Annotated in this window: 17 protein-coding genes; 5 read left to right on the forward strand and 12 right to left on the reverse strand. The window is 71.8% G+C overall.

Annotated features, from left to right (window positions below; all coding sequences use genetic code 11):
* Positions 1 to 13 precede the first annotated feature (13 nt).
* Genes ACIO3R_RS13625 through ACIO3R_RS13650 form a run of 6 tightly spaced genes read right to left on the reverse strand, consistent with a single transcriptional unit; the run spans position 14 to position 5,584 of the window.
* Entirely contained in the window at positions 14 to 328 is a 315-nt protein-coding gene (locus ACIO3R_RS13625; protein ID WP_385027173.1) for a 4Fe-4S dicluster domain-containing protein, read from the reverse strand.
* Between the two features lie 14 nt (positions 329 to 342).
* Complete coding sequence (locus tag ACIO3R_RS13630) at positions 343 to 1,425, reverse strand: aminotransferase class IV (protein WP_385027176.1); 1,083 nt, start codon at positions 1,423 to 1,425, stop codon at positions 343 to 345.
* Positions 1,422 to 2,675, reverse strand: coding sequence for an acetyl-CoA carboxylase biotin carboxylase subunit family protein (locus tag ACIO3R_RS13635; RefSeq protein ID WP_385027179.1), 1,254 nt, complete (start codon positions 2,673 to 2,675; stop codon positions 1,422 to 1,424). The genes ACIO3R_RS13630 and ACIO3R_RS13635 overlap by 4 nt, the downstream gene beginning before the upstream one ends.
* Complete coding sequence (locus ACIO3R_RS13640) at positions 2,669 to 3,274, reverse strand: bacilysin biosynthesis protein BacA (RefSeq protein WP_385027182.1); 606 nt, start codon at positions 3,272 to 3,274, stop codon at positions 2,669 to 2,671. Before ACIO3R_RS13640 ends, ACIO3R_RS13635 begins: the two co-directional genes overlap by 7 nt.
* A complete protein-coding gene (locus ACIO3R_RS13645; protein ID WP_385348570.1) occupies positions 3,271 to 4,368 on the reverse strand; it encodes a branched-chain amino acid aminotransferase in 1,098 nt (365 codons plus the stop codon). The genes ACIO3R_RS13640 and ACIO3R_RS13645 overlap by 4 nt, the downstream gene beginning before the upstream one ends.
* Positions 4,361 to 5,584 (reverse strand): DUF6421 family protein, encoded by a 1,224-nt coding sequence (locus ACIO3R_RS13650; protein WP_402105634.1) that lies wholly within the window; start codon positions 5,582 to 5,584, stop codon positions 4,361 to 4,363. The genes ACIO3R_RS13645 and ACIO3R_RS13650 overlap by 8 nt, the downstream gene beginning before the upstream one ends.
* 652 nt (positions 5,585 to 6,236) lie before the next feature.
* On the opposite strand from ACIO3R_RS13650, the gene ACIO3R_RS13655 reads away from it, so the two are divergent.
* Positions 6,237 to 7,481 (forward strand): MFS transporter, encoded by a 1,245-nt coding sequence (locus tag ACIO3R_RS13655; RefSeq protein ID WP_385027191.1) that lies wholly within the window; start codon positions 6,237 to 6,239, stop codon positions 7,479 to 7,481.
* On the forward strand, positions 7,420 to 8,664 hold the full coding sequence (locus tag ACIO3R_RS13660; protein WP_402105636.1) for an acetyl-CoA carboxylase biotin carboxylase subunit family protein: 1,245 nt from the start codon (positions 7,420 to 7,422) through the stop codon (positions 8,662 to 8,664). Before ACIO3R_RS13655 ends, ACIO3R_RS13660 begins: the two co-directional genes overlap by 62 nt.
* A 99-nt stretch (positions 8,665 to 8,763) precedes the next feature.
* Here the strand turns inward: ACIO3R_RS13660 and ACIO3R_RS13665 are convergent, their stop codons facing one another.
* Positions 8,764 to 9,318 carry a hypothetical protein gene (locus tag ACIO3R_RS13665; protein WP_402105637.1) on the reverse strand — a complete coding sequence of 185 codons (555 nt, stop codon included), beginning with the start codon at positions 9,316 to 9,318 and terminating at the stop codon, positions 8,764 to 8,766.
* Positions 9,319 to 9,668: 350 nt separating this feature from the next.
* Between ACIO3R_RS13665 and ACIO3R_RS13670 the strand changes: the two genes are divergently transcribed.
* On the forward strand, positions 9,669 to 13,085 hold the full coding sequence (locus tag ACIO3R_RS13670) for an AfsR/SARP family transcriptional regulator (RefSeq protein WP_402105639.1): 3,417 nt from the start codon (positions 9,669 to 9,671) through the stop codon (positions 13,083 to 13,085).
* Positions 13,086 to 13,164: 79 nt separating this feature from the next.
* Here ACIO3R_RS13670 and ACIO3R_RS13675 read toward each other — a convergent pair whose 3' ends face one another.
* From ACIO3R_RS13675 to ACIO3R_RS13690, 4 genes are all read right to left on the reverse strand, one after another.
* Positions 13,165 to 13,656: a pyridoxamine 5'-phosphate oxidase family protein gene (locus ACIO3R_RS13675; RefSeq protein ID WP_385027202.1), complete on the reverse strand. Its 492-nt coding sequence runs from the start codon at positions 13,654 to 13,656 to the stop codon at positions 13,165 to 13,167.
* A 144-nt stretch (positions 13,657 to 13,800) separates the two neighbouring features.
* A complete protein-coding gene (locus ACIO3R_RS13680; protein WP_402105640.1) occupies positions 13,801 to 14,643 on the reverse strand; it encodes an NAD(P)H-binding protein in 843 nt (280 codons plus the stop codon).
* Positions 14,644 to 14,802: 159 nt separating this feature from the next.
* Positions 14,803 to 15,981: an acyl-CoA dehydrogenase family protein gene (locus ACIO3R_RS13685; RefSeq protein ID WP_402105641.1), complete on the reverse strand. Its 1,179-nt coding sequence runs from the start codon at positions 15,979 to 15,981 to the stop codon at positions 14,803 to 14,805.
* Between the two features lie 277 nt (positions 15,982 to 16,258).
* Complete coding sequence (locus tag ACIO3R_RS13690) at positions 16,259 to 17,686, reverse strand: MFS transporter (RefSeq protein WP_385040848.1); 1,428 nt, start codon at positions 17,684 to 17,686, stop codon at positions 16,259 to 16,261.
* A 181-nt stretch (positions 17,687 to 17,867) separates the two neighbouring features.
* On the opposite strand from ACIO3R_RS13690, the gene ACIO3R_RS13695 reads away from it, so the two are divergent.
* Both ACIO3R_RS13695 and ACIO3R_RS13700 read left to right on the forward strand, forming a co-directional pair.
* Entirely contained in the window at positions 17,868 to 18,305 is a 438-nt protein-coding gene (locus ACIO3R_RS13695; RefSeq protein WP_363024743.1) for a helix-turn-helix domain-containing protein, read from the forward strand.
* 287 nt (positions 18,306 to 18,592) lie between these two features.
* Positions 18,593 to 19,774: an acyl-CoA dehydrogenase family protein gene (locus tag ACIO3R_RS13700; RefSeq protein ID WP_402105642.1), complete on the forward strand. Its 1,182-nt coding sequence runs from the start codon at positions 18,593 to 18,595 to the stop codon at positions 19,772 to 19,774.
* Positions 19,775 to 19,848: 74 nt separating this feature from the next.
* Here ACIO3R_RS13700 and ACIO3R_RS13705 read toward each other — a convergent pair whose 3' ends face one another.
* Positions 19,849 to 23,805 (reverse strand): thioester reductase domain-containing protein, encoded by a 3,957-nt coding sequence (locus ACIO3R_RS13705; protein WP_402105644.1) that lies wholly within the window; start codon positions 23,803 to 23,805, stop codon positions 19,849 to 19,851.
* Positions 23,806 to 23,892: the final 87 nt, after the last annotated feature.

Below are 23,892 nucleotides of genomic sequence, written 5' to 3' on the forward strand. Positions count from 1 at the left end.
CCCGCTCTGTGGGTCAGGAAGGCTGGCTGGAAGGCTCGGCGGGGGCCTCGGGGGGCTCGCCCTTGGTGCCCCGGCTCTCGAAGATGACCGGGTACTTGTTGCTCATCTCGCCGTTGATCTCGATCCACTGGAGCTTGTCCTCCGGCAGGTCGATGTCCGCCCAGATCGCCTCGGGCGGGCACTCGGCGACGCACGCGTTGCAGTCGATGCATTCCTCGGGGTTGATGTAGAGCATCTCGGGTCCCTCGTGGAAACAGCTCACGGGGCAGACGTCCACACAGTCCGTGTACTTGCAGCCTATGCATTCGTCGGTGACGACATACGCCATGGTTCTCTCCTCCCTCAGGCGTGTACGGGCGCGACTTCGGTGATCCGCCGCATCCAGCCGAACCGGTCGACGGACTCGCCCCGGTGGATGCCGTCCAGCAGGTCCCGGAAGCGCGCGGTCACCGGGCCGGCCTCCTGCGACCGGAGCCGGTACTCCTCGCCCTGGTGGCCGAGGGAGACCACCGGCGACAGCCCGGCGGCCGTGCCGGTGGCGAAGCACTCGGTGAGGGTGCCGTCGGCGACACCCTTGAGGACCTCGGCGAGTTCCACCGGCCGCTCGACGATGGTGGTCCCCGCGTCCCGGGCCAGCTTCACGACGGAGTCACGGGTGATGCCGGGGAGGACGGAGCGGTCCAGCGCGGGTGTGGTCAGTACGCCGTCGATCACGAAGAACGCGTTCAGTTCGCCGATCTGCTGGACGAAGCGCCCCTGCGGGCCGTCGACCCACAGCACGTGGTCGTTGCCGTAGTTGTCGGCGATCTCGCCGGGCACCACGCCCGCCGCGAGCCCGCCCGCCGCGTTCACGTCACCGGTGCCGCCGGGCCAGGCCCGCACGTACCCGTCCAGCGTCATGGCCTTCAGCGGCTTCGCCTCCGCGGCGGCCGGCACCGACCCGAGCACGTAGAAGAGGCAGTCGTCCGCGGGCCCGGCGGTCAGCGCCGCGCCGTCGGCGGCGAGCACCGCCCGCAGCCGCAGGGAGGCACCCGCTTCCTGCGGCAGCCAGCCCTCGTCCAGCTCGACCAGCGCCCGGACCGAACTCCACACCCGGTCGAAGTCGACCTGCGGCATCGCGAGCCGGCGTGCACCGTTGTTGAGCCGCTTGATGTGGCTGTCGGGGCGGAACACGGCGACCGTGCCGTCCGCGAGCCGGTACGCGGCGAACTCGTCGACGACCGTCTGGCCGGCCAGCACGGCTGCGGCCGTGGGCCGCAGCGCCGGGATGCTGTCCCGGTCGGCCACGGTCAGCCCCTGCCAGCCGCGCCGCTTGCCGGTCCGCATGAAGAACGCGTGGTCGGTGAGGACGGCCCCGGCCGCCCCGTCCGCCTCGGGCCGCGGGCGCGGGGTGGTCGTGGGGGTGACGGTCAGTTCGTTGCTCATGCGGGGGCACCTTCCTTGTCCTGGTGGCCGACGCCGTCGACGTCGACCCTCACGTCTGCGAGGACCGAGGCGACGAGGCGCTCGACCCGGTCAAGGTCGCCCTCGAAGTGGATACGGGCGACCCGGTTGCTGAAAATGTCGCCCGGGTCGAGCACTGCCCCCGGCTCCGCCTCCGGCAGGAGGCCGCGGAACTCGGCCGCCCGTGTGAAGGCGTCGATACCGGGGAGCGTTCCGGCGAAGGTGCCGGGCCGGTCGGTGGTGACGAACGCGAGACCCGCGCTCACCGGCGACAGCGCGCCGGGGTCGTGCGGCACCCCGCGTGCGGCGTCGGCCGTGGCGGCGCACAGGTCCACGCCGGGTCCGGCGAGCACCAGTTCGGGGATGTTGTCGCCGGCGAGCCGGGCCCCGACCTCGATCAGGACGGGGCCGCGGTCGCGGACGATCCGGGTCTCGATGTGGAACGGGCCCACCGTGAGGTCGAAGGCGGCCACGACCTCGCGGGCGTACCGCTCCAGGACCTCCCCGTGCGGCGAGCACCGCGGCGCGGTCGCGATGTGACCCATCTCGAAGAAGTCCGGCGGGGCGGAGAGGAACTTGGTGGTGACGCTCGCGAGGTGCGGGCCGTCGGCGTCGACCCAGCCGTCGAGGGAGAACTCGGGGCCCTCCACGTACTCCTCGACCACGGCGGTCCGGCGCGGGTTCGGGTGGAACTTCACGTCCTCGCCGGGGTCGTGCACGGTCGCGCAGGCCCGTGCGTACTCCTCCTGGTCGTGGCAGAGGCTCACCATCAGGCTGCCGCCGCAGTCGACCGGCTTGACCACGACCGGGAAGGGCAGCGGACAGGGGCCCGTGTCCCCGGGGCCGACCGTGACCGAGCGCGGGAAGGCGACCCCGCGCTCCTCGCACCGCTGCCGCATGACGTCCTTCTGCCGCACGGCCTCGGCCGCACCCGCGCCGAGCGCGGGCAGCCCGAGGGTCCGGGCCAGTTCGGCGGCCTCCGGTACCGCGTACTCGAAGCCGGCGATGACGCCGGTGGGCGCGGCCCCGGTCTCCGCGACGGCCTTCTCGACCAGGCGGAGCAGTCCGGCCACCCCCGCGCCGGGGTGCCAGTCGACGACGGTCGCACCGGAGTGCACCTCGGGCGGCAGCAGTTCGGGGAACTGGGTCGGTACGAGGCAGGGGACTCCGGCGGCCACCATCCGGGCGGTGAGCCGGACGCCGGCCGACAGGGGCTGGACGACGATCAGCATGCGCTTCCGATCCCCGCGCCGCCGCGGTCGTCGTCACCGAGGGTCCGGCCGACGTGCAGAGTGAAGATCATCGGCACCGGGCCGAAGTTCTTGATCAGCCGCAGCCCCTCGGCCGCGGCGGCGGGCCCCGTCGTCACGCAGGCGTCGTACTGCCCGGCCGCGCACAGCGCCGCGGCGAACGAGTTGCTGCTGGTCAGCGTGACCTCGCCGAGCCCGGCCACCAGGCTGCTGGGGGCCGGGTGGCTGACGATCGTGGCCATGTCGGCGTGGTCAGGACGCCCGGCCAGGACCATGTCGTGGGTGTCGAGAATGAAGCTGTCGGCCATCTCCAGGCGGTGCAGGTTCCTGAAGACGAGGTCGTGCAGCCGGGGGTAGACGGCGCAGGCGAGGATGGCCTCGGTGCCGTCGAAGGCCATCGCGTCGAGGCCGTCCTCCACCTCGGTGTGGAGCGTCACCATCCCGGCGACGCCGCGCTCCGCGAGCCAGTGGTGAGCGGCCTTCTCCAGGTTGGTGCCCGTGGGGCCCAGGGTGTGGATCACGGTGACTCTCGACAGGGCGGGCTCCCGGTCGCTCTTCAAGGCCGTGCTGTGGTCGTTCATGCGCGTCGTCCCCCGTTCTCATCGGCCCATGTGATGGTCCGAAGCCAGCCATGTGTGTCGGGCGTGCGTCCGTGCTGGACGTCGAGCAGGCTGTTCCGCAGCAGCGCGGTCATCGGGCCCTCCCCTCCGTCGCCGACGGTCATGTCCTCGCCGCCGGTGCCGAGCCGGCTCACCGGGACGACGACACCGGCCGTGCCGCAGGCGAACACTTCGGCCAGCGCTCCGGACCGGAGGCCGGTGCGGACCGCGTCGATCGTGGTGTGCTCCTGTGCGACCGCGATCCCCCGGTCCTCGGCCAGGGTCAGCAGCGAGTCGCGGGTCAGGCCGCGGACGATGGTTCCGTCGCACGGCGGCGTCGTCACCCGTACCCGCGCCCCGTCACGCCAGACGAGGAAGACGTTCATGGTGCTGAGCTCCTCGATCCGGCTCCGTTCGAGCCCGTCGAGCCACAGCACCTCGTCGTACCCGGCGGCCTGCGCCTCGGTACGGGTGAGGAGGCCGGCGGCGTAGTTCCCGGCGCACTTGGACTCGCCGGTGCCGCCGCGCACGGCCCGCACGGTCTCGGTCGGCGTGGTCACCGCCAGCGGACGGAAGTCGGCCCCGAAGCACGGGTCCGCGGGGTAGGCGAGGATCACGCACCGGTAGCGCTTCGACGGCCGGAGGCCCAGGTCCGGCTCGGTGGCGATGAGCAGCGGCCGCAGATAGAGGCTCTGCCCGTAGCCGCCGGGCACCCATCGCTCGTCGGCCGCGACGAGCGCGGCACAGGCCCGGGAGAACAGCGTGGCGGGCATTTCGGCCATCGCGAGCCGTGCGGCGGACCTGGCCAGGCGCCGCCCGTGGTCCTCGGGCCGGAACAGGTGCACGGAGCCGTCGGCGGAACGGAATGCCTTCAGGCCCTCGAACACCGCCTGCCCGTAGTGGAGTCCGAGCGTGGCGGGGTCCATCACCAGGTCGGACCAGGGCTCGACGCGCGGCTCGGACCAGCCCGTCTCCGCATCCCAGTCGACGACGGCGGTGTGCCCGGTGGAGTAGCGGCAGAAGCCCGGGTCCTTGAGGATCGCTTCGAGCTCCTCGGCGCTGCGCGGCTCAGACATGGACCTCTGAGCCCCACAGGTCGAGCGGCGCGAGGGGGCCGCCGTAGCGGTCCGGCTTGGCCTCCGGGCGGCGCAGCAGCGTCCCGAAGAGGAAGTCCACGGCACCGGACCGGTAGGCGGCGTCGTCCTGCGTGGTCTCGATCTCCTCGATCAGACGCACGAGTTCACGTACCGACTCGACGATGCGGGCCTTCGTTCCGAGGATGCTGCGCCCCTGGTCGTCCCGGGTGAACAGCCCCTGCGAGGCGAGCCAGGTGCCCAGGGCGAAGCCGGTGCCGGCATCGAAGTTGCGCAGCGGCTCGGGCTGCGCCGGGTAGCGCAGCAGCCGCTCCAGAAGGATGTACTCGAACACGATCTCGCCGTACGGCACTTCCTCCTCGAAGCAGGCGATCGCCGACTTCATGTCGACCTTGAGCTCCTCCAGGAGTCCGGGCCGCCAGGTCGTCTTGATCGCCAGGTGCTGGTCGAGAGGGCGCGGTCCTGTGTGGTGGAAGTAGTCGTGCATGTACCCCCAGACGCAGCGCGCCTGGTACGTGTCCTCCGGGTCCACGTCCGCGGAGACGAGTCGGTCCTCGCCCGCGAAGGGCGATCCGGGCCCGCACAGGCGCTCCGTGATCGCCAGGGTGTGGGCGTATATCTCGGTGTGCCGGTTGAAGAAGAACCACGCGAAGTTCTGGTCCGTGCAGCGCGTGGCGGCCGGAATGTTCTCGGGGAAGAAGACCACGCAGTTGCCCTCGCGCAGACCGCGGGAGGCGGACAGCAGCCGGGTCGACTGGAAGACGGCCTTGGGGTGCGGGTAGGCGGCCTGGAGCAGAGGGGTGCTGTCCGGGTCCTGGCGGATCACCGAGAACGCCTCGATGTGGACGTCGTGCCGGTCGCTGTTGGGAAGGGTCACGGGTCCCACGAAGGCGGCGGCCTCGCCGTCCTCGGGTGCGGGCACCGCGTCCCGGGTGCTGTCGAAGTGCGGCACTCCCTCGCAGCCGGCTTCCTGCCAGATCCTCAGATCCTCGCAGGTGGCCGAGATCTGATGCTCCGGCATCAGACCTCGCAGGCCCTCGACGGCGACGCGGACGGCGTCGACAGCGACACGTATCTCCTGCTCGGAGCCTTCCGGTGAGCCCTCACGAGCCTTGCTCCGCAGCTGCCGGAGACGGTTCACCGCAGGGATGACGACCTGCTCGAACTCCAGAAGTTTGGCAACGGTACGCGGCCCCACAACACCCCCATGTAAGTGGCCCAGATGAAGCTTCCCGGCGGAACGCGCCTCGCCAGCGCCTCACCTGAAGTGTTCGATATCGGAAGTTAGCTCCCGACTAAGCGCCAGGCAAGGGGTGTTCAGATGTTGACACGTAACACCTGTCTCCTCGCGACCGCCGGGAGAGGCGCAGGTCCCGGATGCGCCGAAGCTTGGGGAAGATCGGGGCGCGCCGTATATTCTGGCACCGGCCTGCGAGCAGGGGGCATGGGTCAGCTGGTCTCGGACTGCGAGTCGGGGAGGTCCGCGATGAGGAACAGCAGTGCCTGGGCGGGGAGTTCAGGGGGAGCATCGCACGGCGTCCGGGACGGGCGGTTGGTTCGTGCGGCCCGGGTCGAGGTCCGTGGTGACCACGCTCGTGCGGAGCAGGGTGCGCGGGGCCCGGCAGAGGCGGAACAGGCCCCGGATTACCTGGCGTACGCCCTCTTCTCCGACCGGCCGTGAACATCGATAGCCCGTTCGTCGAACTTGGTGACATGAAACATGGGGGAGCATGAGCCACGAAGAGAGGGAGAGCACGACCGAGGCCCCCGGAGGGGGCAGAGAACTCGGCGGCGGCGATGCGGGAATACCGAAGCACGCCTATATGCCGGCCCCTCAGGTGGCGCGTTTCGTGGCCGGTCGGGGACTGGCCGCGCTCGGCGACCAATTCCTCTTGTTCGCCATTCCACTGCTCGCCTTCAAATTGACGGGCAGCGCGTCGCAGACCGGCCTGATCTTCCTTGTCGAATGGCTTCCCCGGGTGATCTTCCTGCCCGTGGCCGGGGTGTTCGCGGACCGAATACGCAGCTACCTCCTGTACATAGGCTCGGACGTCGTCCGCTCCGGGCTGGCGCTGACCGCGTTCGCCCTGATGTTCCTGCTGCCCGACGGGAAGTTCTTCACGCTGTGCGTGCTGGCCGCCGGCATGTCAGTGGCCGGCGCACAGTCCTACGTCGCCCTTGAGGCCACGCTCCCCCGGTTCGTTCCCATGGACCAGATGGTCCGGGCGCAGTCGATCATCCAGGGGACGGAGCAGACCAGCGAGGTGGTGGGCCCCGTGCTCGCCGCGCTGCTCGCCGCCGCGTTGCCGACCACCAGCCTGCTCGCGGTGATCGGTGTGGTGTACGCGCTGACCACGCTCAACACCCTGTCCCTGCGCCGCTGGCTCCGGGTCGAGGCACTCGCCGGCAACACCACCGAACCCACCACGGTCCGTTCGGTGGCCACCGGCATCGGCGAGGGTGTGACGACCCTGCTCAAGCTGCCCGCGATCCTGGGCCTGGTCGGACTGACCATGACGGTCAACCTGATGGTCGGTGTCGGCATGGCCACCAGCGCAGCCACCACGGTGGGCGTCTTCGACCAACCGGACAAGTACTACGCGGCGTTGAGCGCCGGAGCCGGCATCGTCGGCATCCTGACCTTCTTCGTCGTCCCGGTCCTGATGAAGCGGCTGAATCCCTTCGCCGCCCTGATGACGTCCTACTCCCTGATCTGCCTGGGCGGCATCGGAGTCGGCCTGGCGAACACCTTCACCCAGTACGCGGTGAGCTACGCGCTCCTGCTCGGGATCGTCGGATTCTTCAACGTCGTCATACGCACGGAGCGCGTCAAGAGAATTCCGCGCGAGCACTTCGCGAAAACCATCGCCATCATCATTCTCCTGAATCAGCTGTCCCTGCCGGCAGCCGGACTCCTGGTGACCGTCTTCACCACGTCTTTCAGTCCCCAGAGCATTGCTCTGGGTTCCGTCATCGGCTCCGCCTGCGCCGTCGTCCTACTCATACCGCTTCTCGCTCGCCTGAGGAACTATCATGCGCATCCTGATCCTGCACCGAGTCACGGACAAAATGATCCGGCACGCGAACGGAATTGACCACGCGGCACACGACGTCACCTACGTCGGCCCCGCGGACCGGCTGGCCACTCTCCCGTCCGACCTCCGGTGCACGCTCATCGAGCGTCCCGACACCGGCGACCTGACGGAGGAGGTGCTGGCCGCCGTCGCCGGTCTCCCCGCCTTCGACATGGTGCTCGCGCTCTCCGAGTTCGACCTGATCGCCGGTGCCCGGGTGCGGGCGGCCCTCGGCGTGCCGGGCGACCGGGAGGAGGACATCCGGCCCTGGCGCGACAAGGTGGTCATGAAGTCCGCGGTCGCCGCGGCGGGTCTGCGGGTCCCCCGGTTCCTGTCCCTGACCGAAGCGCTCGACGCCGGGCCCGGCGGGCTGCCGTGGTCGGGCGGGACGGTGCTCAAGCCGCTGGACGGCGCGGCGAGTCTGAACGTCCACATCTACCCGACGGCGGACGCCGCCCTGGCGGCGGTCCGCGAGGCCGGGGTGCCCGAAGGCGCCGAGCAGGACGGCTTCGAGGTCGAGGAGTTCGTCACCGGACCCATCATCCACGTGGACGGCATGCTGATCGACGGCAAGCCCATGGCGATCCAGGCCAGCCGCTACGTCGGCACCTGCCTGGGATACGCGCAGGGAACGCCGCTCGGCTCGGTGCAGATCGAGCTGACCCCGGAGCTGAGCCGCTGGACCGCGGAGTGCCTCGCCGCCGTCTCCATCACCACCAGCCTCTTCCACCTCGAAGGCATCGAGACTCCGGACGGGCTGGTGTTCCTGGAGGTCGGCGCCCGCTTCGGCGGCGCCGACGTGGTGGACACCTTCGAGCTCGCCACCGGGGTGCATCTGCCCTCCCGTTACCTCCAGTTGGTCACCGGTGGCGCGGACGCCGAGAACCTGACCTGGTCCCAGGGCGACGGGTCCCGCTACGGCTGGTTCGTCTGGCCGAGCCACAAGCTCGGCGCCGAGTACTGCCGGATCGAGGGCGAAGCGGCGTTCCGCGAGAGCCCGCTCGTCCACCGGTGGAGCCAGCGGCCCGAGGACGAGCCGATCAAGACGGTGCTCAGCTACGCGGACACCGACATCCCCCTGGCCGGCGTCGTCGGCCCCGGCGACTCGGCCGAGCTCGACCGGTTCCTCAGCGACGCCTTCTCCACCATCAGTGTCGAACCCTTCACGCCCGAGAGGGCCGCGGGGGAGGAGTCGGCCGGCTGACCGGACGCGCCGAGCCCTTGCCGGGCGGCGGGAACGGCGTGACGGCCGATCGCGCGACGCGCGTTCCGCCACCGCGGCGTGAGCCCGGTCGCCACGCCACTACCGGTTCCGTACCGCGTGACCCAGGTCCCGCAGAGCACGGTCGCGGGCCGGAAGGTCGGGAAGGACGCCCGCGGCGGACTCCAACAACAGCGTGGCGACCGCCAGTTCCAGCCGGGGGAAGGGGAGCGGGGCGTTTCTGGCGCCTGCTCGCGGCAGGCCGGCCGCCGTGGCCGCGAGCAGGCGGGCGCGGGCCCAGGCGAGGAGGGCCGGGATCGCACGTTCGGCGTCCACCTGCCCGGCCGCGCGCACCGCGGCCGGCAGTGCCCCGGCCAGGCGGGTCAGGATCTCCTCGCGGTGGTCGCGCAGCAGCACGGCGCTCGGGGCCGGCGGCCGGCCGGGGCGCACCGGTCCGCCGTGTACGGCGTTCATCCACGGCGGTGACACGCGGCCGAGTCCCTCCTGGAGCGCGGTGGCGAAGGTACGGCCCACCAGTTCCGCCGCGCCGTCGAACACCATGGGCGGGGCGACTTGAGGGGCGGTGCGGTCCGCGGCCCGGTGTGCGCCGGTCCCCGGGACCGGCGGCGGCACGGCCTTCCCTACCGGTTCCGGCACGGGCTCACGGGACGTCCGCGCCGGCGCCGACCGGGTCGCCCTCGGTACGACGGTCCTCTTCATCCTGATCTCCTCGGTCGCGTTCGGCGGTGGGACGCGGTCCGGCCGGAGTCCCCGTACGGGCGAAGTCACCTATGTGCCGGGGCTGTTCGGCCGCTCTTGAACGGACCGTATGCGGGCCGCCCCCCTGTCGGCCCATGCTCCGGTAATTCGCGGGTCCGGGTGTGCGCGGCGGTTCTCGTGGCGGTTGGCCGATTCCGTGCGGTCGCGGACCGCGTTCGGACCGGCACGGAGTGACATGCGCGACTCTTGTCGGCCGAGAGGTGTCTCCTATGACTAGGCTGGCTGACATGCGATTCGGGGTGCTCGGCCCACTTGAGGTACGGACCGTGACGGGACGACCGGTTCGGGTCCCCGAAGTCAAGGTCCGTATGCTGCTCGCGAGTCTGCTCGCCCATCATGGACAGACGGTCCCCACCACCCGCCTCATCGAGGCGCTGTGGGGCGGCGCGCCGCCCGCCAATCCCATGGCATCACTGCAGGCCAAGGTCTCCCAGCTGCGGCGTGCCCTGGAGGACGCCGAGGAGGGGTCCCGCGACCTGGTGGTGCACCGGCCGCCGGGCTACACACTCCGGGCCGAGAAGGAAGCCCTCGACGTACAGCGATTCCGTGCCCTTGCGGCGCACTCCCGCACACTGGCCGAACCACGGGCGAGGGCGGGGGCCCTCGCGGACGCGCTGGCGCTGTGGCGGGGTCCCGCGTTCACCGAATTCTCCGACGAGCCCTTCGTACGGACGGTGATCGCCCAGCTGGAGGAGGAGCGGCTGACGACGGTCGAGGAGCACTTCGAGGCGCGGCTCGAACTGGGTGAGCACAGCCTCCTGGTGGGCGAGTTGACCGGTCTCACGACGGCGCATCCGCTGCGGGAACGGCTGCGGATGGCGCACATGCGGGCGCTCTATCAGGCCGGCCGGTCGTCGGAGGCGCTGGAGAGCTACTCGGATCTGCGCCGCCATCTGGGCGAGGAACTCGGCCTCGTGCCCGGCCATGCCATCGACGCACTGCAACAGGCCATCCTGCGGCAGGACCCCCCGCTGCGCGCGCCCAGTCCGCCGGTGGCGGCCGAGCAGGACGCGGGGCGGTCGCGCGGCAACCTTCCGGACGCCCCCAACGCGCTGCTGGGACGGGACGACGCGCTGGTCCAGGGTGCGCGGCTGGTGACGTCCCACCGGCTGGCGACGATCACCGGTCCCGGAGGTGTCGGCAAGACCCGGCTGGCCCTCGCGACGGCGGCCGGGCTGTCCGGCGAGTTCCCGGACGGTGTCTGGCTGGTGGAGTGCGGAGGGCTGGGCGCGCCCGAACAGGACGCCGGATGCTGGAACCTGGCCCCCCATGTGCTGGCGACGCTCGGCATCCAGGAAGCGGCGGGCCACAGCGACGCGCCGAGTGCGGACGGGTCGCGGGCGCGGCGCCAGCTCGTGGACTACGCGGCGGGCCGCCGGATGCTCCTCGTCCTGGACAACTGCGAGCATGTGCTGGACGACGTGGCGGAGTTGGTGCAGCGGTTGCTGGAGCAGGCGCCGGGCGTGAAGGTGCTGGCCACCAGCAGGGAGCCGCTGCGGCTGCCGGGCGAGACGGTGCTGCCGCTACGGCCGCTGCGGCTGCCGGAGTCGGCGGAGCCCGCCGAGCTGGAGAGGTCCAGCGCCGTGCAGCTCTTCGTCGAACGGGCCCGGTCCGCCGACCCGTCCTTCGTGCTGGACGCAGAGGCGGCCCCCGCGGTCGCCGCCATGTGCCGTCGCCTGGACGGCATCCCGCTGGCGCTGGAGCTGGCCGCGACCCGGGTGCGGGCGCTGGGGGTGCACGAACTGCTCGACCGGCTCGACGACCGGTTCCGGGTCCTGAACTCCGGCTACCGCGGCGCCCCGCGCCGCCAGCAGACCCTGCTGGCCACCATCGAATGGAGCTGGAGCCTCCTCACCCCGCAGGAGCAGACCGTGCTGCGCCGGCTGTCCGTGCACACCGGCGGGTGCACGCTGGCCGCGGCGGAGGAGGTGTGCGGCGGCGGCGAGGTGCCCACCGACCAGGTCATGGACATCCTCTCCCGGCTGGTGGAACGGTCACTGGTGACGCGGTCGGACGACAGCCCGGCCGCCCCCCGCTACCGGATGCTGGAATCGGTGTGCGCCTACGTCAAGTCCCGGCTTCAGGAGTCCGGTGAGGCCGAGGAGGTGGCGCTGCGGCACGCCCTCCACTACACCGAGCTGGCCGAGCGGGCCCAGCCACGGCTGCACGGCCCCGAGCAGCACCGCTGGCTGCGGCGGCTGTCCGCGGAGTCCGCCAACTTCCGGCGGGTCGTGGAGCAGACGGCGCACGGGGAGCCGCCGTTCCTGACGCTGCGGCTGGTCAACGCGCTGGTCTGGTTCTGGCTCCTGACGGGCCGGCTCGCCGAGGCACGGCACGCGCTGTCCACGGCCCTGGCCACCGCGCCCGATCAGTCGGCACCGGCCGTCGAGGCGGCCACCTGGTGCGAGGGGATCGGGCTGCTGCTGGGCGAGATCGAGCCGGAGAACCAGTGCCTGGCGCCGCGGCGGGACCAGGCACGGGCGGAGCCGCTCTCCGTGGGCATCGCCCGCGCCACCTGGTTCGTCGGGCACGCGCTGTGGGAGGTCGGTGCGCTCACCGGGGCCGAACGCTGGGTCAACGCGGCGCTGGCCGACTTCCGTGCGCTGCGCGACGCCTGGGGGGTGGCCGCGGCCCTCAGCAGCCGGGCCTCACTGGCGATGACCACGGGCGACCTGGACGCGCTGCACGACGACGCGTTGGAGGCCCGCGCGCAGTTCACCGAGCAGGGTGACGCCTGGGGCCAGCTGAAGGCGGCGCAGGAACTGGCCGTGCACGCGGAGATCACCGCGGCGTACGACAAGGCGGCGCAGTTGCACCGCGAGGGCCTGCGGATGGCCGAGTCGCTGGAGCTGTGGTCTGAGGTGTCGCGCCAGCTGTCGGGGCTGGGCCGGATCGCCCTGCTGTCCGGACGGTTCGGCGAGGCGGACGAGCTCCACCGGCGGTCGCTGAGACTGGCGGCCGAGCAGGGCAACCGGCCCGCGGAGCAGATGGCAGAGCTCGGGCTCGCCCTCGGGGCCCGGCGCCAGGGCAACCTGGAGTCCGCCGAGGCGCATCTGCTGCCGTGGCTCGACTGGAACCGCAGCCGGGGGGCGAGCAACGGCCTCGCCCTGATCCTGGCCGAGCTGGGGTTCTGCGCGGAGCTGCGCGGGGACGCCGAGACCTGCCTGAGTCTGCATCGGGACGGGCTGGCGTCCGCCCTGGCGTCCGCGGATCCGCGGGCGGTCGCCCTCTCCCTGGAGGGGCTGGCCGGAGGCCACCGTCTGGCCGGCCGGCCCGCCAGGGCGGCACGCCTGCTCGGCGTCGCGGAGGCGACCCGGAAGCGCTCCGGTGCGCCCCTGCCGCCCGCCGAACGCGCTGACGTGGACCGCATCACCGCCCGGCTCCGTGCGATGTACGGGACGGACGCCTACGCCGTCGAGTTCGCCGCCGGCCGGCTCGTGGACCACCGCAGCGCGGCGGAGGAGGAACTGCGGACGGCCGGGGACCAGGCCGTCGGCGGCCCGGAAGCACACGATCCTCCCGCGGCGGGTCCCGCGGCCGTCCGTCCGGTGCCGGCGCCTGCACGGGGCCGGCAGCACCGGGGGCCCCGGCCGCCCCTCGCGCTCAGCCCGACCTCGCTCACCGCCCTCGGCGGCGAGGACTGAGGGCCGTCCCCACGGCGGACACCCCGCCCGGCCGTGGCCGGTGCGGGGTGGGGCGGGTGTCCCGTCGCCGTGGACCCGGTCAGCGGTGGGACTCCTCCGTCCAGAGGCGGCTGCTCAGGTCCGAGCCGCGCAGGACCTGGACACGCCAGGGATCGATCCGGATCAGGCCGTACTTCGGGTCGGCCGGGCCCATGCTCCAGAAGTTGCCGGGGTCGTAGCCGACGCCCTGGGGGCTGCCCTTGGCGTACAGGTCCCAGGCGTACGTCTTGGTCTCCAGGTCGTCCACCCAGCGCGAGACGCTGTCGGCGAAGACCGCGTTCTGCCGGGGGTTCCAGTACGAATACGTGGTGTGCGGATTGTTCGCGAGATGGGCCACCTTGACCGGGGTCTTGTAGGCGGCCAGCCAGCCGACCGGCTTGCCGTCCACCGTTTCCCAGATGGGCAGCAGAACTCGCGCCCGGGGCCTTCCCTTCTTGTCGACAGTGATCATCGTGCAGTACACGATGTCCTGGATGTATTTGACGAAGGCGCTCTCGATTTCCGAGAACGAATTAACCTTCACAGCACCCATGTGCGGCACCTCGAAAAAGTCGTCGAAAAGCAGAGTGCGGGCGAATGCCCCCAGTCGAACTCAGCGTGCCGCATATTCCGCCCCAGGAGAAGAAGGCACTTCGAAGTCACCGACTCACCCCGGGATAACCCGCCCCGTCGTCTTTCAGACAGCCCACGAGCCGCGTGCCACCGCTTCCCGGACGAAATCCGCGAAGTCCCGGGGCGCGCGGCCCAGAACCCGCTCCACGGTGTCGGTCGGCGTGGAGTTCAGGTTCTGGCGGATCTGCCCGGCGAGGTCCGCCACGAAGCCCGCGTAGTCGGCGGGCACGTCGTAGGAGAGCAGTTCGCCGACGTAGTCGTCGTGCGCGACCGGGACGTAGGTGACCACGCGCCCGAGGGCCCTGGAGATCTCCTCGGCCGCCTCGGCCAGGGTGAGGGCGCGGGCCCCGCTGAGGTCGTAGACCTGCCCGTCGTGCCCGTCGTCGAGCAGTGCCGCCGCGGCCACCTCCGCGATGTCGCCCGTGTCCACGAACGGCTCGCGGCCGTCGCCGGCGGGCAGCCGGATCTCGTCCGCGCGTACGGAGTCCAGCAGCACGCCCTCGTCGAAGTTCTGGAAGAACCAGTTGGGCCGCAGCACGGTCCACTCGGCACCGGACTCGCGCACACCGCGCTCGCCGGCGCCGAGGTCCTTGCCGCCCACGAGGCCCGTGGTGCGGGCTTGGAGCAGGACGAGCCGGCCCACGCCGCGCTCGACCGCGAGCTTGGCCAGTGCGCCGATCTCCGCCTCGGCGTCCCACGCGCCGGGCTGATCCTGCCGGTCGACGATGTAGGCGGCCCGTACGCCGGTGAGTGCGGGCTCCCAGGTGCGGTCGTCGTTCCAGTCGAAGCGGACCGGCGCGGACCGGCCGGCGGCGCGGACCGACGCACCTCGCGCGCGCAGGTTCTCGACGACCCGGCGTCCGGTCTTTCCGGTGCTGCCCAGGACCAGGATGTCTGTCTGTGTCATGGCTTCGTCTCCCGTGCTGGATGGGACGTGCTGGATTCCGGCCGTACGCGCGGGATGTGGGGCGTTCCCGGTGCACGCGCCTCGGGCGCGGGGCTGCCGGACGGGGACGGTCCGGCAGCCCCGCGGGAGATGCCGCCCGGCACAGCCGGGCGTGGCCGCTCAGAGGAACGGCGTGTCGGGATCCAGCCCGAGGATGGAGCGGCCGTGCACTTCCTGGTTGGTGTTGAAGGCGAACAGCGCGTGCAGGGCGAGGCCCTGTATGTCCCGGTGGAAGCGCTGCAACGGGACGTCCCGCATGATCACCGACGCCCCGGCGGCCTCGAAGAGCCCCTCGACCGCCTCCTTGGCCAGCTGGATCGCGAACGCGGCCTTGCCGCGCGCCTCGGCCCGCTCCGCGACGGACGGCGAGGTGCCGGCGTCGGCGTGCCGCTGCAGCTCCCGCAGCCAGGTCTCCTGGAGGGCCTCGGCCGCGGCGATCCGGTTGGCGGCGGTGGCGACCTGGATCTGGGTCAGCGGGGACCGGCTCTGGTCGGTCCACGACGTGTAGGTGATGCCGCGACCGGGCAGCCGCTCCAGGAACAGTTCGTACGCGCCCCGCGCGATGCCCAGGTAGGCCGCGCTGCCCTGCGCCATGAAGAACGGGATGAAGGCGTAGTTGCGGCCGGTGGCGCCGGTGTTGGAGCGGTCTCCGGTGGTACCCGCGAGCACGTCGAGCAGGCCGATCACCCGGTGGGCCGGGACCTTGACGCCGTCGGCGCTGACCGTGGAGCTGCCCGTGCCCGCCGCGGCGGAGGTGTGCCAGTCGTCGGCGACCGTCAGCTCGGAGAACGGCACCAGGGCGGCGTGCGGCACAGGGGTGCCGTCAGGCCCGGTCAGCAGCGCCGCGAGCAGGCCCCAGCCGGCGCCGCGGGCACCGGAGATCCACTTCCAGCTGCCGCTGAGGGAGTAGCCGCCGTCCTCCGCGGTGAGCGTGCCGGTCGGGGTGAAGCCGGTGGACACGCGTGCCGAGCCGTCGCCGTAGACCTCCTTCTGCGCCTCGTCCGGGAACAGGCTCGGGACCCAGGAGCTGGACACGTAGATCATCGCGACCCAGCCGGTGGCGGTGTCGGCGCGGGAGATCTCGCTGAGGATTCGTACCTGCTCGGCGACGGGGGCCTCGATGCCGCCGAAGCGGGCCGGGACATTGAGGCGGAACACACCGGCCTTTTCGAGGAGATCGATGTTCTCTTCCGGAATCCAGCGGCGTTCCTCCGCGGATATCCCGGATTCCCTGAAGCGGCCGGCCAGCCCGGCGACTTCGTCGAACACCGCAGCGGTCGCACCCTCGTTCGTGGTCATTCTGCCTCCTCGGTTCCTGTCCGATATTCCGAGTCCTCTCCGGCCGCCGCTTCGGGGCCGGTATCGGAAACGGATTCACGCGGTTCACGTGAACGGAATTCAGTCTGACGAGGAGGACTCTTGGGCCGGTAATCGCAAGGTCTCAGGGCTGCGGACGGAGTGTGCGGGCGGTCAGCGGCCGGTAAGCGTCAAAAACAGGGAAGGAGAAAAGGAGTTCGCCCCAGGCACGGGGGACGGCCTGGGGCGAACGTGAGGGGCCCGCGGAGCGGGCGGGGGGTCAGCGCGCGGTCTCCACCGGCTCCAGGACGGGACCGCCCTCGGCGCCCGGCTCCGCTGTGGCCGGGCCGCTCCTGTCACGCAGCCCGAACAGGCTGATCACGGCGGCGACCGCGGCGGCGGCCAGCGGGACGATCAGGGCCGCGTGGTGCCCGTCGAGCATCGCCTGCGGGCTGTCGCCGTCCGTCGCCGCGGTCATCGCGGCGGTGGCGGAGGACAGGCCGAGCGCGGCACCGAACTGGAAGGAGGTGTACAGCAGACCGCCCGCGACGCCCTGCTCCTCCTCCGCGATGCCCTCGGTGGCGACGATGGTCAGCGGGCCGTAGGCGAGCGAGAAGGCGAGACCCAGGATGATCAGGCTCGGGAACATCATCAGGTACGACCAGTCCAGCCCGACGGGCAGCATCAGGGCGTACGAGAGCACGGCGAGCAGCAGACCGCCGAAGATGACCCGGCCGTTGCCGAACTTCTCCACCAGCTTCGGGGTGAGCGTCGGCGACAGGATCGCGTCGATGCCGATCACGATCATGGCGAAGCTGGTCTCCAGGGTGGACCAGCCGCGCAGCTCCTGGAGGTACAGCACGATGATGAACTGGAACCCGAAGAACCCGGCCGCGAAGAGCAGTCCTGCGAGGTTGGCCCGGACCAGGCTGCCGGAGCGGAAGAGGCCGAGCCGGACGAGCGGCGAGGACGACTTGCGCTCGATCAGCACGAACGCCAGGAACAGCACCAGGCTGGCGGCGACGGTCAGCGCGGTCACGCCGGCCGGCTCGTGGCCGGCGCGCTCGACGGAGAAGACCAGCAGCAGGATGCCCGCCGTCACACTGATCGCGCCGCCCACGTCCATGCGCTGTCCGGCGCGGTCGGGCTTGGCGGACTTGGGGATGAGGGCCGCGCCGGTGAGCAGGACGAGGAAGGAGAGGATCACCGGGGCGAAGAAGACCCAGCGCCAGTCGACCGAGGCGAGCAGGCCGCCGACGACCAGGCCGATGGAGAAGCCGCCCGCCGCGGTGCCGGAGTAGACCAGCAGGGCCTTGTTGCGCTTCGGGCCCTCCTCGAAGCTGGTGGTGATGATCGACAGGCCGGCCGGGGTCATGAAGGCCGCCGCCACCCCGGTGGCGAACCGGGCCACGAGCAGCATCCAGCCCTCGGTGGCGAACCCGCCGAGCCCGGAGAAGAGCAGGAACACGGTCAGCCAGAACAGGAACATCTGCCGGCGTCCGAAGAGGTCGGCGGCGCGGCCACCGAGCAGCATGAAGCCGCCGTATCCGAGGACGTAGGCACTCATCACCCACTGGAGCGTGCCGGTGGACAGGTCCAGGTCGGCCCGGATCGACGGCAGCGCCACGTTGAGCATGGCGACGTCGACGCCCTCGAGGAAGATCGCGCCACACAGCACGAACAGCACGCCCCAAGCGCGTCCGCTCATGCGATCAGTGCCGCTGTCCGGAGAGGATTGCAGTGCGGACACGGGAATTACTCCTTGCTGGAGAGAAAAAGGGGGAACAGAATCTGATCAACGGGTCGGGAAACCGACTCGGAACGCGAGTAAGCCCAGGGGGACGGTTCCCACTTGTAACCACCGACATCATCGGGCAGTCTGAATGACTATGGAAGAAGGCACTTTGAAGTCACCGAGTCACTGCACGGGTACCGACGACGATTACGAGGTGATGCAGTGGGACACCCGGCAGGGCTGCGAGGTACGCCAGATCCTGGACCGTGTGGCGGACAAGTGGTCGCTGCTGGTGATAGCGCTTCTGGACCGCCGCACCCTGCGCTTCAGTGAACTGCGCCGGCGGATCGAGGGCATCAGCCAGCGCATGCTGACCGTCACGCTGCGCCAGCTGGAGCGGGACGGCCTGATCAAACGCACTGTTCACCCGGTGGTTCCGCCGCGCGTCGAGTACGAACTGACGCCGCTGGGGGCGACTCTGCACAACACCATCCGCACGCTGGTGACCTGGACGGAGGCGCACCAGAGTGAGATCGCGGACGCCCGCAGCGAGTACGACCAGCGGGTGTCGGCACAGGCCGGGGCGTCCTGAGCCACGGTCGGCTTTCCGGTTCCCCTCCGATGATCCGGCGCTCCGGAATGCGATGGACTTTCGCAGCGCCGGACGTTTGCCGTACCACTCGTGACCGGTATGTGTTCCTCACCGATTACTCGCCGATTACTCACTGATTACCGGGGAGATCGGACACCGAATGGCGTGGGGAATTACCGACCGGTGACCGGCCGGTGACCGCGCAATGGGCCCGTGATGATCCGGGCGGCTTACCTTCCGGGCGGGATGTCCGAGTTCCCTCGGGCACAGCCAGTTCGGAGGAATGTGTGTCTGAACGTCACGAATCAGCCGCCCTGCTGGATTCCGTCCGCGCTGCCGCTCCCGTGATCCGGGAGCACGGCGCGGAGACGGAGGAGAGGGGGCGGGTATCGCGGGAGACGCTCCGGCTGCTGGACCGTGCGGGGGTGTTCCGTATGGCGGTGCCCGAGCGGTTCGGCGGCCTGGACGTGCCACTGGCACGGCAGGCGGAGGTGGTGGGCGAGGTGGCCCGTGCCTGTCCGGCCACCGGCTGGAACATGACGGTGTGGCTCACCGGCGCGGTGATGGCCGGGCTGTTCCCGGACCAGGCGCAGAAGGAGGTGTTCGACGGGGGTGCCGCCCGGGTGTCGGTCGGCTTCGCCCCCACCGGACACCTCGCACCCGTGGACGGCGGCTATCTGCTGACCGGCCGCTGGAGCTACAACTCCGGCTGCCACGCGGCCGGCTGGGACTGCCTGGCCGCGGTGCTGGAGCATCCGGACGGCGGGGCGACGGGTGCGCAGTTCTTCGCGCTCGTCCCGCTGACGGAGTTGTCCGTCGTCGACGACTGGGACGTCTCTGCGGGGCGCGGTACCGGCAGTGCCACCGTCGTCGCCGAGCGGGTCTTCGTCCCCGCCCACCGGCTGATCCCGTACGAGGGGGGCGTGAGCGGCGAGACCGGCGAGCGGTGGAACACACGGGTCCCGGGGAGGGGGTACGGTGCCGTCGCGTTCGTCATGGCGCTGTACGCGGCGATGGCCGCGGGCATCGCGCGCGGTGCGTTCGAACTGTTCCTGGAGCGGCTCCCCGGGCGCGGCATCACGTACACCTCCTGGGAGGACCAGCGGCAGCATCCGCTGACGCAGCAGCAGGTGGCGGCCGCCGCCAACCGGATCGAGGCGGGCTCCGCGCTCACCGACCGGGTGATCAGGCTGCTCCAGGAGCGCGCGGACGCCGGCGTACCGCCCACCGACGCGGAGAAGGCCCAGGTCCGCGGCCGGACCGCGTTCGCGGCGGAACTGGCCAAGGAGGCCGTGGAGTTGCTGTACTCGATGAGCGGCGCCTCGGTGATCAGGCGGAGCGCGCCCCTCCAGCGCTTCCACCGTGACCTCGTCGGCTTCTCGCTGCACGCCCTGACCCAGGTGCACACCAACCTGGAGGTGCAGGGCCGGGTCCTGCTCGGTCTCGACCCGGGCAGTGACATCCTCTGACCGCCGGTGCGGCTCACGGGCCGCCGGCCGCCGCTCCGTCACGGGGCGGGCGGCGGCCCGTTCGCACGCACCGCTCAGCCGGCAGCCGGGAAGTGGCCCTGCTGGACGAAGAATTCGATGTACCGGCCGAAGAGCTCTTCGGTGAGGGGCGGGCAGACGATGCCGGTCCCGGCCAGCGCCGCCTCCGTCTCAGCGGTGTCGAGGGCCGGGTAGAAGGCGTCGGTGTCGGAGGTCATCATCTCGAAGGCGTGCAGCAGCGGCAGCAGCGCGTTGTCCCGGTCGGCCCGCACCGCCGCGCGCCACTTCTCCGGGTCCGCCTCTTCGAGCCGGTAGCCGAGCCGGCGCAGATACCGTACGCAGTCGGCGAGCCCGAGCGAGCTGCGGTTGAACAGGTGGTAGGTGCCGCCGGCGCCCTCCGGCCGGGTGGAGACACCCAGGATCGCGGCGCTCACGTAGTCGACCGGCAGCAGATGGAACCGCCCCTCGGCACCGGACGGCACGATCCCCGCCTGGAGCAGGCCCTTCAGGCTGAGCCAGACGAAGTCACGGGTCTGGCAGGCTCCGTTGTCCCGGTCGCCGGAGATCACGTCGACCCGGTGCACGGAGACCGGCAGGCCCCGCTCCCGGGCGAGGCCGATGACCTGTTCGGCGACCCACTTGCTGCGCAGGTAGCCGCTCGGCAGCGCCTCGTAGGGGCCGGTCGGATCGGTGACCCGCAGCGGGGCGCCCGGGGTGACCGGACCTTCGAACACGCCGACCGTGGAGACGTGGTGGACGGGGACCGTGCGGTGCCGGGCGGCGAGCCGCAGCACCTCGCGGGTGCCGTACACGTTGGCGTCGCGCAGCGCCTCGTACGGCTTGAGCCAGTGGACCGAGGCGCCCGCGTGGTAGATCACGTCGACCGTGCGGGCGAGGTCGTCGAACCGCTCCTCGGTCAGTCCGAGCCGCTCCTGCGCCAGGTCGCCGACCACGACGTCCAGCCGGTCCTCGTCGATGTCGTCCCGGACGCGGTACCACTCCAGGCCGGTACGCAGCCGTTCGTACGCCTCCTGTTCCCCGGTGCCACGGACCAGGCAGTGGATGCGGGCCGTGGTCGTGCGCATGAGGTCGCGCAGCAGGAACGCGCCGAGGAAGCCGCTGGCGCCGGTGAGCAGGATCTCCCGCGGGTCGTCAACGGTGCGGATCACCTCCGCGGCCGGGCGGATGTCGTCGGGGAGGTGGATGTCCGCCGTGTGGTCGACCTCGTCGGCAACGGCCGCGCTGTCCGGCGTGAGCCGGGTCAGCAGGTACGCGGCCAGGTCCTGCGGGGCCGGGTGGTCGAAGACGACCGTGGCGGGCAGGGTCAGTCCGGTGAGCTCCGAGACACGGTTGCGCAGTTCGACGGAGGTGAGCGAGTCGAGGCCGAGCTGCGGGAAGGAACGGTCCGGCGCGATGCCCTCGGGGCCGGTGCGGCCCAGCACCTGGGCGGTCACGTCGAGCAGCGCGGCCAGGAGTGCGGCCCGGCGCGCCGGCCCGTCGTCCAGGGCGGCCAGCAGGTCGGTCAGCGCGGGCCCGGGGCCGGCCGGGCCGTGGGCGCCGGCCCGGCGCGGGACGCGGACCAGCGAGCCGAGGACGGCCGGGACACGCGGCTGCTCGCCGAGTGCGGCCACGTCCAGTGGAGTGGCCACCGCGTCGGGGTGTCCGAGCCGGAGCGCGAGATCGAACAGGGTGACGCCCCGCGCGGTGCCGATCGGGAGGAAGCCACTGCGGGCGATGCGCCGCAGGTCGGTCTCTGTGAGGTCGCCGGTCAGTTCGGAGGCCTGTGCCCACAGGCCCCAGGAGATCGACGTGGCGGCCAGACCGTGTGCCGCGCGGTGCACGGCCAGCGCGTCGAGGAAGCCGTTGGCCGCGGCGTACGTGGACTGGCCGGGCCCCCCGACGACCGCGGCGACCGAGGAGAACAGCACGAAGGCCGTCAGGCCGAGGTCGCGGGTCAGGTCGTGCAGGTGCCAGGCCGCGTCCGCCTTGGGCCGCAGGACGCGGGCGAGCCGTTCGGGGGTCTGGGCGGCTGTCACTCCGTCGTCCAGCACCCCCGCGGTGTGGACGACTCCGCGCAGCGGGTACCGCGGCGGGATCGTGTCCAGTACCCGGGCGAGGGCGTCGCGATCGGACACGTCGCAGGCGGCGACGGTCACCGAGGCTCCGAGAGCGGCCAGTTCGTCCCGCAGGGCCATCGCCCCCGGGGCGTCGGCGCCGCGCCGGCTGACCAGCAGCAGATGGCGTACCCCGTGTTCGGTGACCAGGTGCCGGGCGAAGAGACCGCCGAGGGAACCGGTGCCGCCGGTGATGAGGACGGTACCGGTGGGGTCCCAGGCGGGGGCGCCGGTGGCGGCCGGGCGGCCGGCCCGGGTCAGGCGGGGAACGAGCACCGCGTGGCCGCCGGGCCCGTCCGCTTCCCTGATGGCGGCCTGCGGTTCACCCGAGGCGACCAGGGCGGACAGGACGGCGTCCAGGCCCGGGGCGTCCGGGTCCGCGACGTCGGCCAGGACGATCCGGCCCGGGGCCTCCGACTGGGCCGAGCGCAGCAGGCCCCAGGCGGCGGCAGTGGCGGGGTCCCTGATGTCCTCGCCGTCGGCGGCCGCGACGGCGCCGGTGGTGAGCACGACCAGCGGTATCTCGTGCAGGGCCTCCTCTGCCAGCCACTGCTGGGCCAGTTCCAGGGCCCGGCCCACGGTGGTGTGCACGGCGTCCGGAGGCGTGGCGCCCGGCGGTGCGGCGAGGCGGACACGTACCGCTTTGAACGCCGTACCGCTGCTGACGGCGGCGGACAGGGCCGGCACGTCGGGCCGGTCGCCGTCGCTGCCGAGTTCCGCCCAGCGCAGCGTCGCGGGCGGGAGCCGGCGCGGCGCCCAGGTGACACGGAACAGCGCGTCGTGGTCCCGGGTCCGTGCGGCGGCGACGGCGGCCGGTGCGAGGGTGCCCGGAATGACGGCCGCCACCTCGGCGACCGGTGTGCCGGACGGGTCCGCCAGGTGCAGGGCGTAGCCGGCCGCTGTGCCGGGATGCGGGGTGAGGCGGGCGCGCAGGGTCCGTGCGCCGGTCGCGTACAGGCGGATTCCCTGCCAGCGCACCGCCGCGCCCAGCACGTCGTCGAGGACCGGCCTCAGGGCGGCTTCGACGAGCATCGGATGAATCCCGAACGCGTCGGCCTGGTCAGCGAGTTCGTCGGGCAGCCGCACTTCGGCGAAGAGCTCGCCGTCCCGTTGCCAGACGTCGGCCGGCCCTAGGTCCTCCGGCCCGAGCACGGTGGCTCCCTCGGGTGGCCACGGGCCGGTGCCGAGGACCGGCGCGGGCGCGGTGGGCGGGTCCTGTCCGAGGGTGCCGTGGGCGTGGCGGATCCAGGAGGCGCCGGTGTCGTCGGTCCGGGTGTCCACGGTGAGGGCGCGCCGGCCGTCCGGGTCCGCGGCGCCCACCCGGATCTGCAGGCGGAGGGCGCCGCCCTCGGCGGGCAGGACGAGGGGTTCGTCCAGGACGAGGTCCTCGACGACGGTGCAGCCGGTCTCGTCTCCCGCGCGGATCGCCAGTTCGGCGAGGACGGAGGCGGGCACGACGGGTTCCCCGGCCGCTGTGCGGGCCGTGAGCCAGGGGTGGGCGCGCGCAGAGAGGCTTCCGGTGAAGAGTGTCTCGTCGGTGTCGCCGAGGTCCAGGGCGGCGCCCAGCAACGGGTGCCCGGCCGGGTCGAGGCCGAGTCCCGCGGCGTCGGTGGTCGCGGCCGAGGCGTCCACCCAGTAGCGCCGGCGCTGGAAGGCATACGTCGGCAGCGGTACGTGCCGGGCACCGGACGAGGCGTAGAACGCGTCCCAGTCCACGGTTCCGCCGGCCAGGTGCAGGTCGGCGAGGGCCTGGACCAGGGAGTGCGGCTCGGCGCGGCCGCGTCGCTGGAGGGCGAGGGCACGGGTGCCGGCGCGGCCGTCGAGGATGCCCCGGTTCAGGGCGGTCAGGATGCTGTCGGGCCCGATTTCGAGGAAGGTGCGGACCCCCTGGTCATGCATCGTGGCCACCGCATCGCCGTACCGCACCGGCTCACGGACCTGACGCACCCAGTACTCCGGAACACGCAGGTCATCCCCCACCGCCAC

It is taken from the genome of Streptomyces sp. NPDC087428 (genome assembly GCF_044744085.1).
Classification (GTDB): Bacteria; Actinomycetota; Actinomycetes; order Streptomycetales; family Streptomycetaceae; genus Streptomyces.

Bases quoted from the DNA above. Each gene is read 5' to 3' on its own strand.
- ACIO3R_RS13640 (WP_385027182.1), bottom strand. From the start codon at position 3,274: ATGAACGACCACAGCACGGCCTTGAAGAGCGACCGGGAGCCCGCCCTG.
- ACIO3R_RS13705 (WP_402105644.1), bottom strand. From the start codon at position 23,805: ATGCATGACCAGGGGGTCCGCACCTTCCTCGAAATCGGGCCCGACAGC.
- ACIO3R_RS13680 (WP_402105640.1), bottom strand. From the start codon at position 14,643: ATGACACAGACAGACATCCTGGTCCTGGGCAGCACCGGAAAGACCGGA.
- ACIO3R_RS13690 (WP_385040848.1), bottom strand. From the start codon at position 17,686: ATGAGCGGACGCGCTTGGGGCGTGCTGTTCGTGCTGTGTGGCGCGATC.
- ACIO3R_RS13645 (WP_385348570.1), bottom strand. From the start codon at position 4,368: ATGTCTGAGCCGCGCAGCGCCGAGGAGCTCGAAGCGATCCTCAAGGAC.
- ACIO3R_RS13635 (WP_385027179.1), bottom strand. From the start codon at position 2,675: ATGCTGATCGTCGTCCAGCCCCTGTCGGCCGGCGTCCGGCTCACCGCC.
- ACIO3R_RS13685 (WP_402105641.1), bottom strand. From the start codon at position 15,981: ATGACCACGAACGAGGGTGCGACCGCTGCGGTGTTCGACGAAGTCGCC.
- ACIO3R_RS13670 (WP_402105639.1), top strand. From the start codon at position 9,669: ATGCGATTCGGGGTGCTCGGCCCACTTGAGGTACGGACCGTGACGGGA.
- ACIO3R_RS13695 (WP_363024743.1), top strand. From the start codon at position 17,868: ATGGAAGAAGGCACTTTGAAGTCACCGAGTCACTGCACGGGTACCGAC.
- ACIO3R_RS13660 (WP_402105636.1), top strand. From the start codon at position 7,420: ATGCGCATCCTGATCCTGCACCGAGTCACGGACAAAATGATCCGGCAC.
- ACIO3R_RS13625 (WP_385027173.1), bottom strand. From the start codon at position 328: ATGGCGTATGTCGTCACCGACGAATGCATAGGCTGCAAGTACACGGAC.
- ACIO3R_RS13675 (WP_385027202.1), bottom strand. From the start codon at position 13,656: ATGGGTGCTGTGAAGGTTAATTCGTTCTCGGAAATCGAGAGCGCCTTC.
- ACIO3R_RS13630 (WP_385027176.1), bottom strand. From the start codon at position 1,425: ATGAGCAACGAACTGACCGTCACCCCCACGACCACCCCGCGCCCGCGG.